General features: G+C 62.0%; 14 protein-coding genes. 9 read left to right on the forward strand and 5 right to left on the reverse strand.

Annotated features, from left to right (window positions below; genetic code table 11):
* Window positions 1-174: 174 nt before the first annotated feature.
* Window positions 175-2,205, reverse strand: a complete 2,031-nt coding sequence (gene rpoD / locus RT424_RS21780; RefSeq protein WP_313442506.1) for an RNA polymerase sigma factor RpoD — start codon at window positions 2,203-2,205, stop codon at window positions 175-177.
* 289 nt (window positions 2,206-2,494) lie between these two features.
* On the reverse strand, window positions 2,495-3,205 hold the full coding sequence (locus RT424_RS21785) for a cold-shock protein (RefSeq protein WP_313442508.1): 711 nt from the start codon (window positions 3,203-3,205) through the stop codon (window positions 2,495-2,497).
* 466 nt (window positions 3,206-3,671) lie between these two features.
* Here RT424_RS21785 and RT424_RS21790 point away from each other — a divergent pair, with 466 nt between their 5' ends.
* Complete coding sequence (locus RT424_RS21790; RefSeq protein WP_313442510.1) at window positions 3,672-5,423, forward strand: alpha/beta hydrolase; 1,752 nt, start codon at window positions 3,672-3,674, stop codon at window positions 5,421-5,423.
* Window positions 5,424-5,447: 24 nt separating this feature from the next.
* On the opposite strand, the gene RT424_RS21795 is transcribed toward RT424_RS21790, so the two are convergent.
* Window positions 5,448-6,392 carry an alpha/beta hydrolase gene (locus RT424_RS21795; RefSeq protein WP_313442513.1) on the reverse strand — a complete coding sequence of 315 codons (945 nt, stop codon included), beginning with the start codon at window positions 6,390-6,392 and terminating at the stop codon, window positions 5,448-5,450.
* A 387-nt stretch (window positions 6,393-6,779) separates the two neighbouring features.
* On the opposite strand from RT424_RS21795, the gene RT424_RS21800 reads away from it, so the two are divergent.
* The gene (locus tag RT424_RS21800) at window positions 6,780-7,202 is read left to right on the forward strand and encodes a nuclear transport factor 2 family protein (protein WP_313442516.1); all 423 of its coding nucleotides are present in this window, start codon (window positions 6,780-6,782) and stop codon (window positions 7,200-7,202) included.
* Between the two features lie 13 nt (window positions 7,203-7,215).
* A complete protein-coding gene (locus RT424_RS21805) occupies window positions 7,216-8,082 on the forward strand; it encodes an SDR family NAD(P)-dependent oxidoreductase (protein WP_313442518.1) in 867 nt (288 codons plus the stop codon).
* Between the two features lie 290 nt (window positions 8,083-8,372).
* Here RT424_RS21805 and RT424_RS21810 read toward each other — a convergent pair whose 3' ends face one another.
* Window positions 8,373-9,008 carry a TetR/AcrR family transcriptional regulator gene (locus tag RT424_RS21810; RefSeq protein ID WP_313442520.1) on the reverse strand — a complete coding sequence of 212 codons (636 nt, stop codon included), beginning with the start codon at window positions 9,006-9,008 and terminating at the stop codon, window positions 8,373-8,375.
* On the opposite strand from RT424_RS21810, the gene RT424_RS21815 reads away from it, so the two are divergent.
* The gene (locus RT424_RS21815) at window positions 8,995-10,419 is read left to right on the forward strand and encodes a carotenoid oxygenase family protein (RefSeq protein ID WP_313442522.1); all 1,425 of its coding nucleotides are present in this window, start codon (window positions 8,995-8,997) and stop codon (window positions 10,417-10,419) included. The genes RT424_RS21810 and RT424_RS21815 overlap by 14 nt on opposite strands.
* Window positions 10,416-11,156: a VC0807 family protein gene (locus tag RT424_RS21820; RefSeq protein ID WP_313442524.1), complete on the forward strand. Its 741-nt coding sequence runs from the start codon at window positions 10,416-10,418 to the stop codon at window positions 11,154-11,156. The genes RT424_RS21815 and RT424_RS21820 overlap by 4 nt, the downstream gene beginning before the upstream one ends.
* Window positions 11,157-11,183: 27 nt before the next feature.
* Here RT424_RS21820 and RT424_RS21825 read toward each other — a convergent pair whose 3' ends face one another.
* On the reverse strand, window positions 11,184-11,753 hold the full coding sequence (locus RT424_RS21825) for an XRE family transcriptional regulator (protein WP_313442526.1): 570 nt from the start codon (window positions 11,751-11,753) through the stop codon (window positions 11,184-11,186).
* A gap of 65 nt (window positions 11,754-11,818) precedes the next feature.
* On the opposite strand from RT424_RS21825, the gene RT424_RS21830 reads away from it, so the two are divergent.
* From RT424_RS21830 to RT424_RS21845, 4 genes are all read left to right on the forward strand, one after another.
* Window positions 11,819-12,670 carry a DMT family transporter gene (locus tag RT424_RS21830; RefSeq protein WP_313442528.1) on the forward strand — a complete coding sequence of 284 codons (852 nt, stop codon included), beginning with the start codon at window positions 11,819-11,821 and terminating at the stop codon, window positions 12,668-12,670.
* A 90-nt stretch (window positions 12,671-12,760) separates the two neighbouring features.
* The gene (locus RT424_RS21835) at window positions 12,761-13,090 is read left to right on the forward strand and encodes a hypothetical protein (RefSeq protein ID WP_313442530.1); all 330 of its coding nucleotides are present in this window, start codon (window positions 12,761-12,763) and stop codon (window positions 13,088-13,090) included.
* A 216-nt stretch (window positions 13,091-13,306) separates the two neighbouring features.
* Window positions 13,307-13,846, forward strand: coding sequence for an Rrf2 family transcriptional regulator (locus RT424_RS21840; RefSeq protein WP_313442532.1), 540 nt, complete (start codon window positions 13,307-13,309; stop codon window positions 13,844-13,846).
* Between the two features lie 161 nt (window positions 13,847-14,007).
* A complete protein-coding gene (locus RT424_RS21845) occupies window positions 14,008-15,216 on the forward strand; it encodes an FAD-dependent oxidoreductase (protein ID WP_313442534.1) in 1,209 nt (402 codons plus the stop codon).
* The last annotated feature ends 170 nt before the right edge of the window (window positions 15,217-15,386 follow it).

Raw genomic sequence — 15,386 nt, forward strand, 5'->3', positions numbered from 1 at the left:
AACCAAGCACAGAAAGGACTTGCTCTATGACGCGCAATTAGACGACCCTTCGACCAACAGAAACCGCCCCCATGCCAAGCACTCAGGTAGGGGTAGAGCGACTTTTGCTTAGAGCAGTTGATCCGATTGCATCGGATCAACTGCTCCAAGCTTCTGGTGCGATTAGAAAATGCTCTAGTCGAGGAACGCGCGCATGATGCGCGAACGGCTGGGGTGCTTGAGCTTGCGCAGCGCCTTCGCCTCGATCTGGCGAATACGTTCGCGGGTGACCGAGAACTGCTGGCCAACTTCCTCAAGCGTGTGGTCGGTGTTCATGCCGATACCGAAGCGCATGCGCAGCACGCGTTCCTCACGCGGGGTGAGCGACGCCAGAGTACGGGTGATCATTTCCTTGAGGTTCGCCTGGATCGCGGCGTCGACCGGGATGATCGCGTTCTCGTCGCGGATGAAATCGCCAAGATGGCTGTCTTCCTCATCGCCCACGGGCGTTTCGAGGGAGACCGGCTCCTTCGCGATCTTCAGAACCCGCTTCACCTTTTCGAGCGGCATCGACAGGCGCTCGGCCATTTCCTCGGGCGTGGGCTCGCGGCCCTGCTCGTGCAAGAACTGGCGACTGGTACGGACCAGCTTGTTGATCGTCTCGATCATGTGGACCGGGATACGAATCGTACGGGCCTGATCCGCGATCGAGCGGGTGATCGCCTGACGGATCCACCAGGTGGCATACGTCGAGAACTTGTAGCCGCGGCGGTACTGAAACTTGTCGACCGCCTTCATCAGACCGATGTTGCCTTCCTGGATGAGGTCCAGGAACTGCAGGCCGCGGTTGGTGTACTTCTTGGCGATCGAGATCACCAGGCGCAGGTTCGCCTCGACCATTTCCTTCTTGGCGATGCGTGCTTCACGCTCCGCCTTCTGGACCATGTTCACGATGCGGCGGAACTCGGGCAGCGCCATGCCGGTAGCGGCGGCGATGTCCGAGACTTCCAGGCGAATACGCTCCACCGGATTGGCCTCGTTCTCTGCAAAGGCGGCCCACTTCTTGTCCTTCTTGCCCACTTCGGCAAGCCAGGCGTCGTCCAGTTCATGGCCCGTATAGGCATCGAGGAAGTCGGCACGCTTCACCTTGTGACGCTCGGCAAGGCGCAGCATCTGCCCGCCGAGCGCCGTCAGGCGCCGGTTGAAGGCATAGAGGTTGTCGACGAGGTATTCGATCTTGGCTGCGTGGAACTGCACCGATTCCACCTGCGCCGTCAGGTCTTCGCGCAGCTGCTGGTACTGGTCTTCCTTGGCGGCGGGGAAGCCGATTCCCAGCCCCAGAGCATCCAGGCGCTCGCTCTGCAGCGTCTCGAACGTGCGGAACAGGTTGGTGATGAGCGCGAACTTCTCGAGCGCTTCCGGCGTCAGCGTCGCTTCCATCTGGGCGAGCGACAGAGTGTTATCCTCTTCATCGTCCTCCACCCGTTGCTTGGGGACCGGGTTGCCGTCCTCGTCGACTTCCTCGGAGTTGTCCTCGACCTCGTCCTCGTCCTTGAACGACGGACCTGCTATGGCCGCGGAAATCTCGTCATTGCCTTGGCCATCGTCATCGAGGTTCTCCGGCTGCGGGTCCTTCGACAACATGGCATCGAGATCGAGAATCTCGCGAAGCTGCATTTCGCCCCTGTTCAGGGCTTCGGACCACTGAATGATGGCGTGGAACGTCATCGGGCTCTCGCAAAGGCCCATGATCATCATGTCGCGACCGGCTTCGATGCGCTTGGCGATGGCGGCCTCGCCCTCGCGGCTGAGCATCTCGGCGGCGCCCATTTCCTGCAGGTACATGCGCACCGGGTCGTCGGAGCGCCCAGCAGTGTCCGCTTTCCGGCCTTCACCGACGCGACGACGGGAGTTCCCCGATTCGGACTCCGAATCCGAATCGGCGTCATCGTCGCGGCCATCGATGGCGTCTACGCCATCCTGCTCGCCCTCATCTTCATCGTCGTCATCGTCGTTATCGATGATCTTGACGCCCATGTCCGAGATCGCGGCCATGATGTCCTCGATCTGATCGGTGGTCATCTGATCCTGCGGCAAAGCGGCATTCAGTTCCTTGACCGAAATGACGCCCTTGCTTTTGGCGCGGGCAATGAACCGCTGGACAGAGCCTTTGTCCAGATCGAGGAGAGGGGAGTCATTGTCGCTGCCAAGATCGTCGTTTGTCATGTGATCCGTAATTTTCTTATGCCCCTGAACAGCTAACCGCCGAGGGAAGATATAGTTCTCAATTATCGGCTGAGATCAGCCGCACAGGCGATTGATGCGGAGGGATTCAAGCCGACGCAATCAAGCAACCTGTTGACTTGATGGATATCAAGTCGGCGCAACGGAACCGCTGCGCATAGCGCCAATGCAGACGAGAAAAATTTCTCGATGCATCTGGAATTACTTTTTCTGCACCCGGAACGCCCGCTCCGAAGCCGTGGCTGCCTGTGGCAGCCACGGCCGGACGTTCTCAACGCTGAATCAGATTCACAGCGGACGCTTTACCGCGACGATCGATCTCGATCTCGAATTCGAGCTGATCGCCTTCGGAGAGGCCATGCAGGCCAGATCGCTCGACGGCACTGATATGCACGAATGCATCGGGCTGGCCGTCATCGCGCACGATGAAGCCAAAGCCCTTGGTGCCGTTGAAGAACTTGACCGTGCCGGTGGCTTTCTCGCCAGTCGACTGACGGGGGGCAGCCGGCGCCCGCTCGCGACGTTCGGCGACGATGACCTCGCCCACGATGCTCAGTTCGGACGCGGAAACCTTGCCGTTGCGCTCGACCAGCTGGAATTCCAGCTGCTGGCCTTCGGCCAGCGTCTCGAGGCCGGCAGACTGCACGGCACTGATGTGGACGAACGCATCGTCGCCACCTTCTTCAAGCTGGATGAAGCCGAAGCCCTTGTCCGGATTGAAGAACTTTACGGTGCCACGTCCCTGGCCGATAACCTGGCCCGGCCCGCCACGAGAACCGCCGCCGCCAAAGCCACCGCCGCCGCGCGGTCCACCAAAGCCGCCGCGCTGGCCGCCACCGAAGCGATCGCCGCCACCACCGAAGCGATCACCACCGCCAAAGCGATCTCCGCCACCGCCGAAGCGATCGTTGCCGCCACCCCAGCGATCGTCACCGCCGAACCGATCGCGACCATTGCCGCGATTTCCTCTGTCATATGTCATATTTAGAACACCTAAAAGCTACGCTCGAAGAAATCTGTCCTCACGAGTGAACGTAGCACGCAAGGCCGCAGAATCCGTTTTCAGGATACAGGGATGGAGGGTGATAGCAGCGTAGCGACCTTTTGGCGACCAGAGTTATGCGGTCCGGTCGAGGTATAACACCCAGGCGGCTTTATCACGGCCGATAGAGCCCAGCCATTGGATCGTAGCTGCCTCTCCTGGCCGGCAAAATCTTTCCACGCGAGCCGGCCACATCGGTTTGTCTAGACATAGTCCTCCAAGGATTCACGCCGAGTTGAAGACCTTTGAGTAGGCCGACTCGCGCGTCGGCGATGGCTGCGCAAATGTCTGGAAAGGACAAAGGCTGTCGTCGCGATTTTATCTACCATCAAAGTAATGACGGCAGAGAGCCCCGCAATACCTCTATGCCTCGCCAGATGTATCGGTGTGCTGGTAGGACGATATCATGAACGCCCTTGCCGAAACCATCAGGCGAATCCCTCTGCCGGATCTCTCTTCTTTTCTTCAGCGACTTCCCGGTCGCTTTTTGCTGTCCTTGTGCGGTACCGGCGTCTGGCTGGGGACGCTGTTCTTCGCCGCCTCACTTACGCCCAGCCTCGTGCCGCGCAGTGGGTTGATTCAGGGCGTGTTGTCGGGTCTCGCCTTTGCGCTGGGCTATGGCGTCGGGGCCGGATTCCGCGGGCTGTGGCGCTTCCTGCATCTGCCGCCATGGGACGAGAGCCTGGTGGGACGCGGCCTTAAGATCGGGGCGGCGGCCACCTGCATCGTCATCGCCGGCCTGTTCCTGTGGCGCGCATCCGAATGGCAGAATTCCGTCCGGCTGCCGATGGGGATGGACCCGGTGGACAGCGCCCGACCGGTGCTGGTGGGCGCGTTGTCGCTGGTGATAGCGACCCTGGCGATCCTGCTGGCACGGCTATTCAAGGCCATGGCGCGGGGTATCACCCATCTGCTCGACCGCGTTGCGCCGCGCCGGGTATCGGCGATTGCAGGAACGATATTGGCCGTCGCCCTGTTCTGGTCGATCGGCAACGGCCTGCTGTTGCGCGGGGGTATCCGCGCACTCGACGCATCCTATCGTGAACTCGACAGCAGTATGGACAATGGGATGCGGCAACCTGCCGATCCGCTCAAGACAGGGAGTGCGGCGTCGCTGCTCAAATGGGCGGATCTGGGCCGGATGGGACGGTCCGCCGTCGGATTCGGACCGACACGCGCCGAAATCGAACGGTTCACCGGCCAACCGGCCATGGAACCTCTTCGCATTTATGTCGGCCTGAAATCAGCCGATTCGATTGAAGAACGCGCCGCCCTGGCCTTGGCGGAAATGCAGAGGGTCGGTGCGTTCGATCGTTCCGTCCTGGTCATAGCCACGCCGACGGGCACGGGCTGGCTGGACCCGGCCAGTCAGATGCCGCTTGAATATCTTCATCGCGGAGACGTTGCCACGGTGGCGGTTCAGTATTCCTACCTGCCCAGTTGGCTCGCACTGATGGTCGAGCCAGGCTATGGTGCCGATACCGCGCGGGCGCTGTTCCGCAAGGTCTACGATCACTGGCACAAGCTGCCCCGCGACCGTCGGCCCCGCCTTTATCTCCATGGCCTGAGCCTCGGCGCGCTCAATTCCGATCTCTCGGCCGACCTGTTCGATGTGATTGGCGATCCGCATCAGGGCGCCTTGTGGAGCGGTCCGCCTTTCCAGAGCCGGACCTGGTTGCAGGCAACGCACGAGCGCTCTCCCCGATCGCCGGCATGGCTACCCCGGTTTCGTGACGGATCGGTCATCCGTTTCACCGGTCAACGCGATGCGCTGGCTGAGGCCGATGCGCCATGGGGGCCGATGCGGATCGTCTATCTGCAGTATGCCAGCGACCCGATCACCTTCTTCGAGACGCAGTCGGCGTTCCGGCCGCCGGCCTGGATGAAAGGCCCGCGCGGCCCTGACGTCTCGCCGGAATTACGCTGGTATCCGCTGGTGACCTTTCTTCAGCACGGGCTGGATATGGTGATCGCAACGACAACGCCTATGGGCCATGGCCATGTCTATGCGCCCGAACACTATGTCGATGCGTGGACGGCGGTAACGCAACCCCCGGGTTGGACGCCAGCAGCCATCGCCCGGTTGAAGGACCATGTTGCCAGACGCGTCGAGATACACGCGATCGAAGAAAGCGAGCCGCCGATGACGACCAATTGATCCCGTTCCTCGCTGGGCCGGATCCTATTGGCGACGCCCGATGTTGGCCGGCAGCAGGTACTTCAGCCCGTGGGTGAAGCCGCGCGGCGCGACGCTGACGTGATCTTCGTCATTGAGAACTTCCGTCTGCAAATGCAGCGAAGGATATCGGCGGGACCGCAGGATCTGATCCATTTTCTTGGTATCGGTCACCATGTTGACGGATTTGGAAAAGCGCGCATCTCCCGGCCGCGTCTCTTCGTATTCGCCGATGTACATGTAGACCCGCGCGGGCAAGTCGCCATGGCCGGTGGTGTAGGCACGTGCCTGGTTCACCATGTAGTGATGATCATACCAGAACGAGGGACTTCCTAGAACGTAGCCATCAAACAGACCAGGTTCGCTCAGCAGGATCTGCATCCCGAGCAGCGAGCCGTATGAATGGCCCAGAAAAATCCGCCGCTTCTCGTCCGTCCGATAGCGTTGAGCCACGAAGGGCAGCACCTGGCCCCGGATATAGGTTTGATAGGCTTTCGCCTGCCCGTGCACCGCGTCCTTCGGGGATCCCGTAGGGCCATTTGCCGTCGGCGTATAATCGCGGCGGCGGCTTTCCATTCCGCCTTCTCCCTTTGCATAGGAAAGCCCGACGAGGATGAACTCTTCGATGGTCGGTCCCTCGACATTGAGGCGACGCCCGATCTGTTTGAGCAGCGGAAATGCGTAATCTGCATCCGTCACATAGATCACTGGATATCGACGCTCAGGCTGGGTGCGATAGGAGGGCGGCAGGGCGACGAAGACCTGATAGTCTCTTTGTGATGCCGGGTCGGGTACGTCCCACACTTCACTGTCGGTGACCTCGTAGGGAAGCCCGTCCCCTCGCTGGACCGCTACGCCGGGCCTCTCTTCCGCTCGGGCCTGACCCGTGGACGCATCGGTGCAGGCGGCGAGCAGATTGACGCAAAAGCCAATGAAAAGGAAATGCTTCAACAGTTCTGCCCCCCAGCCCTGACCGTCTCGCGCTCAGACCCGGCGCGTATGGCAGTCAGAAGATATAACGATAATAGATCTTTAGCAGGCGCTCAGAGGACTGTCTCGATCATGCCGGCGCTAAGAAAAGGCGTTTCGCCGCATCGCCTTGAAGGCATTCCCCTTCGACGGCGGCGACACGCTCAAGGAAGGCAGCAACCTGCCTTCAATGCCGACTTCGTCTCGCCTCGGATCATCGCCCCCACGGCGCTTGGCCTGACCCGGTCGGCGGCGCGTTGACAACCCTGAACCGCCCGCTAGCAAATCGACGAACAGCGCACCGTTTGCGGCGCGACGACGACGGAAGCTGCTCTAGTTCGTCGATCGCGGCATGGGAGATCTCAGGGCATGTCTGGACAGCGGTTCGAAGACCGATTGCTCATCCGGGAACTCTATGGACGCTTTGCGACGGCCGTAGCCCGCAGGGACGGGACCGAATGGCTGGAGTGCTGGGCCACGGACGCCATGTGGAAGACACCCCATTTCGAAGTGACCGGCCGTTCCGCGCTGGAGCAGATGTGGGGCGCGACCTGGAACGATTTCGAGAGCGTGACGGTATTCAACGAAGTGGGAGCCATCGCTTTTTCGGGCGAAGGCGCAAGCACGCTGTCCAATGTTTTCGAGGTCATCGCGCTCAAGGCGGGCGGCACGGCGAAGATGACGGGCCTCTATACAGACACGTTCGTGCACGAGCGCGGCGCGTGGCGGTTTTCCTATCGCGGCTACGAGTCGATCGCCCGGGAGGCTTCGCCTTCCGCGCAAGCGTCCTGAAGGAGATCGGCACGTGTCCGAAAAAACCATCGCCATCGTCACCGGAGCCAGCCGAGGCGCCGGACGGGGCATCGCCATCGCGCTCGGCAGCCATGGCTGCACCGTCTATGTAACCGGGCGGTCGGAAAAGCGAGGCGATCATGCCCTGCCGGGCACCATTTACGAGACTGCCGAGGCAGTGACCCGCGCCGGCGGCAAGGGCATCGCGGTCCGCTGCGATCATGGCGACGACGCGCAAGTCGAAGCCCTGTTCGATCAGGTCCTGTCCGACGAAGGTCGGATCGATATCCTCGTCAACAATGCTGCCGCCGTTTACGACGAACTGTCGATGCCCGGCCAGTTCTGGGAAAAGCCGCGCAAGCTTGCCGACATGATCGACGTCGGGATCCGCAGCGGTTACGTGGCCAGCTGGCTGGCGGCGCCGGGCATGGTTGCGAACGACCGTGGCCTCATCGTCTTCACGTCCGCTTCCGGCGCCGCGCATTACTCCATGGGTCCGGCCTATGGTGCGCACAAGGCCGGGCTCGACAAGATGGCGTTCGACATGGCGGTGGACTTCAAGGCCGCCGGCACCAACGTCTCGGTCCTGTCGATCTGGATGGGGGCGCTCGCAACCAACCGTCTGCTGGGCATGATCGAAGCCGACCCGGAAAAGTTCAACTATCTGCGCGACCAGATTGAAACGCCGGAGTTCACCGGCCACGTGATATGGGCGCTCCATTCCGATCCCGAACTGGCAAGTATCAGCGGCGAAACCGTGATCGGGGCGGAGATGGCAGTGAAATATGGCGTGACCGATGAAGGCGGCCGCCAGCCTCCGTCATACCGTGCCACTCACAAAGTGGCTCCCCGTGGTTATCACCCGCTCGTGATCCGCTGACGGGAGCTACCGGCGCGCGCCGGAAGCGCAGACTTCGAACGGAAGGGCGCAGGACACGTCGCCGCGATCGCGAGTTCCCGTTCGACATCGATTGCAGATCTTACAGGCATCGCGCGAGGAGACGTTTTCAAACAGGCTCCAGGGGATCGGCGTCCATCGGCAGTTTGGCCGAGCGCCGCCCGCGAAATTCGCGCCGAGTCCGAAGCTGTTGCACTGAACGGCCTGGAGGTAGTTTTTGCCAGTCTCGACAGGAAGCAGGCCCGCCTGCGATCATCCAGGGCATATCGTCGTCAGCAGATGGCCCGATCGATGAGGTCGTCATCGGCCGGTACCTGGCCATCGAGCATGAGCATCGCGAGGCCGTGGACGAGCGCCCAGGCCTGAACCGCGTGAACGGCCTGCTCGCCGCCTCCCCGCGCGGCGGCCGCCGCAGCATTGGCCTGCAGAAGGCTATGCGCCTCCGAGTTGATATCGCCCTGCACGTTGCCCTGAGACAGCGCCGGCGATGCGAAGATGAGGCGAAATAGTGCCGGATTGGCTAATGCGAAACGGACATAGGCCCGGCCCGTTTCCTTGAAGCCCGCAGTTCCGCCGCCGACGGCTTCGGAAGCCGCCCGTTGCGCCGCGCCAAGCTGCGCCAACCCTTCGAGTGCGAGTGCCGTCATCAGCGCCTCCTTGTCCGGAAAGTGGCGATAGACCGACGTGGCGCTGACCCCGACCGACCGCGCGATCTCGCGCAGCGACAGCGAATCGGCCTCTTGCTCCCCCAGCATCCGCAATCCTTCGGAGATCAGGCTTTGGCGCAGATCTCCATGATGATAAGGCTTTTTATCGATGTTGACACTGTTATCTTTAGCGCTCATAGTAACAGTGTAAACATTGGAGGCGCATATGGGAAGCCTTGTCGAAAACATGATCCGGGACACCGTTGCCAAGGGTGTGGAAGCACTGGCCGGATTCAACCGGAAGCGGCTGGCCGCGCCGGTCGGGGGAAACCCCTTCCTCACCGGCATTCATACGCCGATGGGCGAGGAATTGACGCTGTTCGAACTTTCGGTGACCGGCACCATCCCTGCGGGACTGAACGGACGATACTTGCGCATCGGACCCAACCCCGTGCAAGCCTATCCAGCCTCCTACCACTGGTTCATCGGCGACGGCATGGTCCATGGCCTGGCCATAAAGGACGGCAAGGCCCTGTGGTATCGCAACCGCTGGATCCGCTCCAACGCTGTCGCCAAGGCGCTGGGCAAGGAGCCTGCGCCCGGCCCTCGCCATCGGTTCGATACGGTAAACACGAATGTGGTCGGCATCGCCGGGCGGACTTTCGCGCTGGTCGAAGGCGGCAGCTACCCCGTCGAACTGGGTGCGGATCTCGGCGATCAGGCCTACAATCCCTTCGACGGATCGTTGAAGGGCAGCTTCACCGCGCATCCGCATCTCGATCCCCGAACGGGCGAGAGCCATGCGATCTGCTACGACGGCCGCGATCCCGGCACCATCCGCCACGTCGTGGTCGATGCCGATGGCCAGGTCGTCCGCGAGGAGCCTGTTTCGGTGCGTCATGGACCGATGATCCATGACTGCGCGATCACCGACCGCTTCGTGGTGATCCTAGACCTGCCGGTGACCTTCTCGATGAAGACGCTGATCGAAGGGCACGGCTTTCCCTATCGCTGGAATCCAGAGCACCAGGCCCGCGTCGGACTATTGTCCCGGCACGGCGCGGACGACGACATCCTGTGGTGTGTGGTGCCACCGTGCTACGCGTTCCATGTCGCCAACGCCTATGACGCGCCGGACGGTCAGGTCGTCCTCGACCTCTGCGTCTATCACACGATGTTCGACGATGCCGCAACCGGACCGAGTTCGCGGTGCCGCGGGTTCGAGCGCTGGACCATCGATCCGGTGCGCCGATCGGTGGACATCGAGAAACTCGATAGCGCCGCGCAGGAGTTTCCCCGCATCGACGAGCGCTTTTTCGGCCAGCCTCATCGCTTCGTGTGGAGCATCGCCACGCCCGAGCTGCCGAGCGAGCAGTTCATCGGCGCAACCGCGATCTTCGCGCACGATACGGCGACTGGCGCGCGTACCGTTCACGATTTCGGACCAGAGCGCTTTCCAGGCGAATTCGTCTTCGTTCCGGAGAGCCACGACGCGCCTGAAGGGCACGGCTGGCTGATCGGTTTCGTGGTGAACCTTCCCAACGAGGCCACCGATCTCGTGATCCTCGACGCACGTCGTTTCGCCGAGGAGCCGATCGCCACCATCCACCTTCCGCATCGGATCCCGCCGGGCTTTCACGGCAACTGGTTTCCCGAAGGCGGCCCGCAGTGACTGCCGCCCCTCCCCTTGACCCGATCGGCCAGAGCACGATGAACACCACCCGCCCTCTCGACTGGATCCGACGCCAAGGGCCTGCCTTCGCCCTGGATTGCGCCATCAATATCGCGGCTCCGCTGGCGATCTACCATCAGACGCAGGGGCGCTGGGGAGATCTCAACGCCTTGCTTGCTTCCTCGATACCGCCGCTTCTGTGGGGTATCGGCAGTTTTCTGCGCACCCGGCGCATCGACGCGCTTTCGGTGCTTGCGGTCGTCGGCATCGGCCTGTCGACAGTGGCCTTTATCGGAGGCGGATCGGCGCAGATGCTGCAATTGCGCGAGAAACTGGTTACGCTGATCATCGGCCTTGCCTTCCTGGGATCGGCGGCGATCGGCAAGCCGCTCATCTACCCGCTGGCCCGCGCGACGATGGCGCGCCAATCGCAACGGGCGCTCGCCGATTTCGACGCCAAGGGCAACGACGCTCTCGTGCGGCACACCGTGATGGTCATGACATTGGTGTGGGGTATCGGTCTGCTATTGGATTTCGCCCTATCCGCGGCGATGATCTACATCCTCTCGATCGAGCAATATCTCGTGGTCGGGCCAATCATCGGCTATGCCATGATCGGCGGTTTGATGCTCTGGACGATCCTGTACCGCCATTATCGGACGCGATACGCAGATGCCATCCGTGCCCAGGCCAAGGCATTCCGCAGTGAGACGTCGAGCGGCATCTCAGACGCCTGACCCTCCGCATCGACTCATATGTTCATTTTAACAGACGACGACACGCGTGAACCTGACGATCTCATCACCCACGTTCGTGTATGAAAACGCCTGTGCGCTGCTGTAGATTGCGAAGTCCTGCGCATCAATGATGACTGCCCCGTCGGCCTTGTCGATTCGCAGCCGCCCTGCGGATACGAAGATCATCTCGTGCCAGCCCGCGGGATCCGGTTCTGCCACATATCGATCGCCAACCCCGAGCGACCAGGACCAGAGCTGAGCCGATGCAGCAGCAGGAACGCTGCCGAGGAGCACAGCCTTGCTGGCATCGTCACTTCCCCGCCAGGTCAGTGCTTCAATTCGCTCGGCACTGACCTGCGGATCGGCAACCATCGCCACGAAGTCAACGCCGAGCGCCCAAGCCAGCTTATCCAGGCTGGATAGGCTGACATTGGTGTCACCCCCCTCCAAGTTAACGATCATCCGGCGGCTGACGCCTGACGCCTCCGCGAGCGCCGCCTGGCTGATGCCTGCCAAATGTCGCAGTCGCTTGAGATTGTCGGAGACGTGCGAAAGTACATCGGTTCGAGTGGATTGACTGCGCACTATATTGCTCATAGATGCGCATTATGTTGCACAAAGACGCTACGCGCAAAGCCTTTTTCAGCCGCCAGGAGGCTGCATTGATCGGAATCACCCTGATCTGGGGTTTCACTTTCCTGATCGTACATCTGGCCGTTGGACACTCCGGCCCGTTGTTTTTCGTAGGTCTTCGCTTTGTCGCGGCAGGCCTGCTTACGATGGCCGTGTTTCGCGGCGCGCTCCGTGGCCTCACGAAGACGGAACTGGTGGCCGGTTCGGCAATCGGCGTGACCATCTTCCTGGGCTACGGTTTGCAAACCTATGGCCTGCAGTCGATCAGCAGCAGCACATCGGCTTTTCTGACGGCGCTCTATGTGCCGATGGTACCACTCATCCAGTGGCTGGTCATGCGCCGACCGCCGCGTGCGCTGACTTGGGCCGGTATCGCTCTCGCTTTTGCCGGCCTGGTCTTCCTTGCCGGCCCCGATGCATGGCAGGTCGGCCTCGGACGTGGCGAGGTCGCCACGCTGCTCAGCGCCGCAGCCATCGCTGCCGAGATCATCCTGATCGGCCGGTTCGCGTCGGAAGTGGACAGCTCCAGGATCACCGTCGTGCAACTTGTTGTGGGCGGCCTGCTGTCCTTCGCCATGATGCCCATCGCCGGCGAGAGCATTCCGGCCTTCTCGTGGGTCTGGCTGCTTGCTGGACTTGGCTTGGGCATAGCAAGTGCTCTGATCCAGCTGACGATGAACTGGGCACAGAAATCTGTATCCCCCACCCGCGCCACGATCATCTATGCCAGCGAACCTGTCTGGGCGGGTATCATCGGGCGGATCGCGGGGGACAGGCTTCCGCCGCTGGCGATCCTCGGTGCCGTCTTCATCATCGCCGGTGTGATCGTCAGCGAACTCAAACCGCGCAGGAAAAGCCATGGCGAACTCTCCGCCGAGTAAGTGGACGCGACGAGCCGATCGTGTCCCGTCGGTCTGCACGCGAGGAAGACGTCAATCCGCAAAGCGCTTCATTTCATCGACGGTGCCGACTTGAAGCCGCTCCTTGCCGGTGGCGAAACCCTGCACGATTATCTGTACTACACGACCACCTGGTCGGGTCGCTTCGCCGGCGTGCGCGACCGTCACTACAAGTACCGGGATATCGTGCCGAACGATTCGCCTGTGGGTGCAAGCGGCGAACCTTACAACGCCAAGCCCTCCCTCTATTCGCTAGACCTCGACAACGAGGCACACGATGTAAGCGCAAAGCATCCCGAAGAAGCGGAACACCTGATCGAACTGCTCGATGCATTCCGAAAAGAAAACGCGATCAATCCGCGCGGGTGGATTGCTCCACAAGCAAGTGTGGCTTCCCAATGAACAGGCGTTAGTGAAGGCAAATTTGCCGTTCCCCAAGCGCGGGCCGGTACCGCCACGCAAAACAGACTCTGAGACCGGCAGGTTCCAGACCTCAACTTGAGAGAAACGGCCTTTTTGCTCTCGCCGACAGCTATCTGATATGGAATATAAACTAGGACCATATGAGTCCCTGTTATTATCTTGACCTGCAAACGCGGACTAAGTATATCCGAGTTCATGGCCCACCTCACTACATCCGTCGAATATGCACTGCATAGCCTGCTCTGGCTCGTCGATAGCGATGAAACGCTAAGCACGCGGGAGATCGCCGAAATCCAGGGCATTTCACCCAGCTTCCTGGCCAAGATCTTCCCGCGGCTGGAAAAGGCGGGAATCGTCTCTGCCAGTGAAGGCGTACGCGGCGGCTATCGCCTCGCACGTCCGGCGGACGGGATCACCTTCCTGGACGTCATTGATGCGGTCGAAGGCGACAAGCCTCTGTTCGATTGTCAGGAAGTGCGCGGGCGCTGCGCCCTGTTCGGCGGCAATCCGCCGCCTTGGGCGACAAACGGCACTTGTGCGATCCATGCCGTTATGATCCAGGCTGAGAAAGCCATGCGTGAAGTGCTGGCAGAGCAAACACTGGACGCGGTATCCAAACGTTTCGGCCGCAAGGCTCCGGAAACCTATATGGCCGATCTGCGCGAATGGTTCGGCGAGCGACAGGGCCGGCGCACGGCACGCGCAGGCCGCCCCCTGCGCGAAGGCCCCAGCTAAATACCTAAGCCAAGGCGTCACGGCTGCGTGGCACCGCGGTTTTCCTGACCTCCTCCATCTCTCCCGTCGCCCACCGGGCGCGGACGGGAAAGCCGTTTCGCGCGTGACTGTCGCGCTTCGCGGCACGTCGATCTGTGCCCGGCAACTCAAGGACAAGACCTATGACCAAGCAGACAATCCTTGTCGCCGGCTCTGGCTTTGCCGGTGTCTGGGCGGTGCTCGCCGCATCGCGAGCCATCGCACTAGCCGGCCACGAAGACCGCATCGACGTCATCATGGTGGCACCTCAGCCCAAGCTGGCGATTCGCCCGCGATTTTACGAAGCGGTTCTCGAGAACATGGAACCGGACGTTTCCGAACTGCTCACTGCCGTCGGCGCGCGCTTCATCGACGGGATCATCGAAACGATCGGCGCCGAGGCGCACGAAGCAACGGTGCTGCGTAACGATGGCAGGCGCGAGACCATCGGCTGGAACCGCTTCGTGCTCGCCACCGGTAGCCGGGTGGCCATGCCTCCCATCCCCGGGCTGGCCGAACACGCCTTCACGGTCGACCGACTTGATCAGGCCCATCGTCTCGACGCGCATGTAAATGCGCTCCCCGATCTGCCCGACACCCCGGCACGTCGTACGGTCGTGGTTGCCGGTGGGGGCTTCACCGGGCTGGAAGCCGCCACCGAACTACACGAGCGCCTGAGCGCCATGTTCGCCGCACAGTCGCTGCGCGTCGTGATCGTCGATCCTGCGCAGGAGATCGGGGCCGAGTTCGGAGCCGAGGCCGGCAAGACGGTGCGCGATGCGCTGTCCGAGATCGGCATCGAGCAAAGGCCCGGCGTATTGCTCAGCGCGGTCGACGCGGATGGGGCTCAACGGTCCGATGGCAGCCGGATCGAGGCTGCCACTGTAGTCTGGGCCGCCGGTGTCCGCGCCCACCCGCTTGCCGCCGAGATTCCGGGCGAGCATGACGGCGCCGGGCGCGTCGCTTCTGATCGCTATCTGCGCGCTCCGGCCGCTCCGGAGATTTTCGTCACCGGCGATACCGTCAAGGCGGCCACGGACGATGCGGGCAACTTCAATCTGATGACCTGCCAGCATGCACTCAGCCTCGGCCGCGTCGCCGGCTACAACGCCGCCGCCGAACTGGTGGGACTCCCCCTGCATCCCTACAGCCAGCCGAAGTACGTCACCTGCCTGGACCTCGGCGCGTGGGGCGCCATGTACTCGGAAGGATGGGACCGCCAGGTCAAGCTGACCCGCGCTGAGGGCAAGAAGCTCAAGCAAGAGATCAACAGGGTATGGATTTACCCACCCGCCGCCGATCGCGAAGCCGCCTTCGCAATCGCTAACCCGGACTTCGTTATCGTGCCGTGATTTCCCGGCGCTCATACTGCGCAAATGCCCGGCGCGCCCCAAGGCGTGCCGGGCCATTCCTCGGACGATCGGCTCCCGGGTCCGCCTCGCCCGCATCCAGCAATGCCACGCCGCTCCCATGTTGCCGAGCATCGCCTGCATTCGCGCCAGTTCGAGGCGCACACGCGCGG

This window comes from Novosphingobium sp., from assembly GCF_032093395.1.
Classification (GTDB): Bacteria; Pseudomonadota; Alphaproteobacteria; order Sphingomonadales; family Sphingomonadaceae; genus Novosphingobium.

Coding starts and splice junctions, on each gene's coding strand:
- rpoD (WP_313442506.1), bottom strand. CDS start 2,205: ATGACAAACGACGATCTTGGCAGCGACAATGACTCCCCTCTCCTCGAT.
- RT424_RS21785 (WP_313442508.1), bottom strand. CDS start 3,205: ATGACATATGACAGAGGAAATCGCGGCAATGGTCGCGATCGGTTCGGC.
- RT424_RS21790 (WP_313442510.1), top strand. CDS start 3,672: ATGAACGCCCTTGCCGAAACCATCAGGCGAATCCCTCTGCCGGATCTC.
- RT424_RS21800 (WP_313442516.1), top strand. CDS start 6,780: ATGTCTGGACAGCGGTTCGAAGACCGATTGCTCATCCGGGAACTCTAT.
- RT424_RS21815 (WP_313442522.1), top strand. CDS start 8,995: ATGATCCGGGACACCGTTGCCAAGGGTGTGGAAGCACTGGCCGGATTC.
- RT424_RS21825 (WP_313442526.1), bottom strand. CDS start 11,753: ATGAGCAATATAGTGCGCAGTCAATCCACTCGAACCGATGTACTTTCG.
- RT424_RS21840 (WP_313442532.1), top strand. CDS start 13,307: ATGGCCCACCTCACTACATCCGTCGAATATGCACTGCATAGCCTGCTC.
- RT424_RS21845 (WP_313442534.1), top strand. CDS start 14,008: ATGACCAAGCAGACAATCCTTGTCGCCGGCTCTGGCTTTGCCGGTGTC.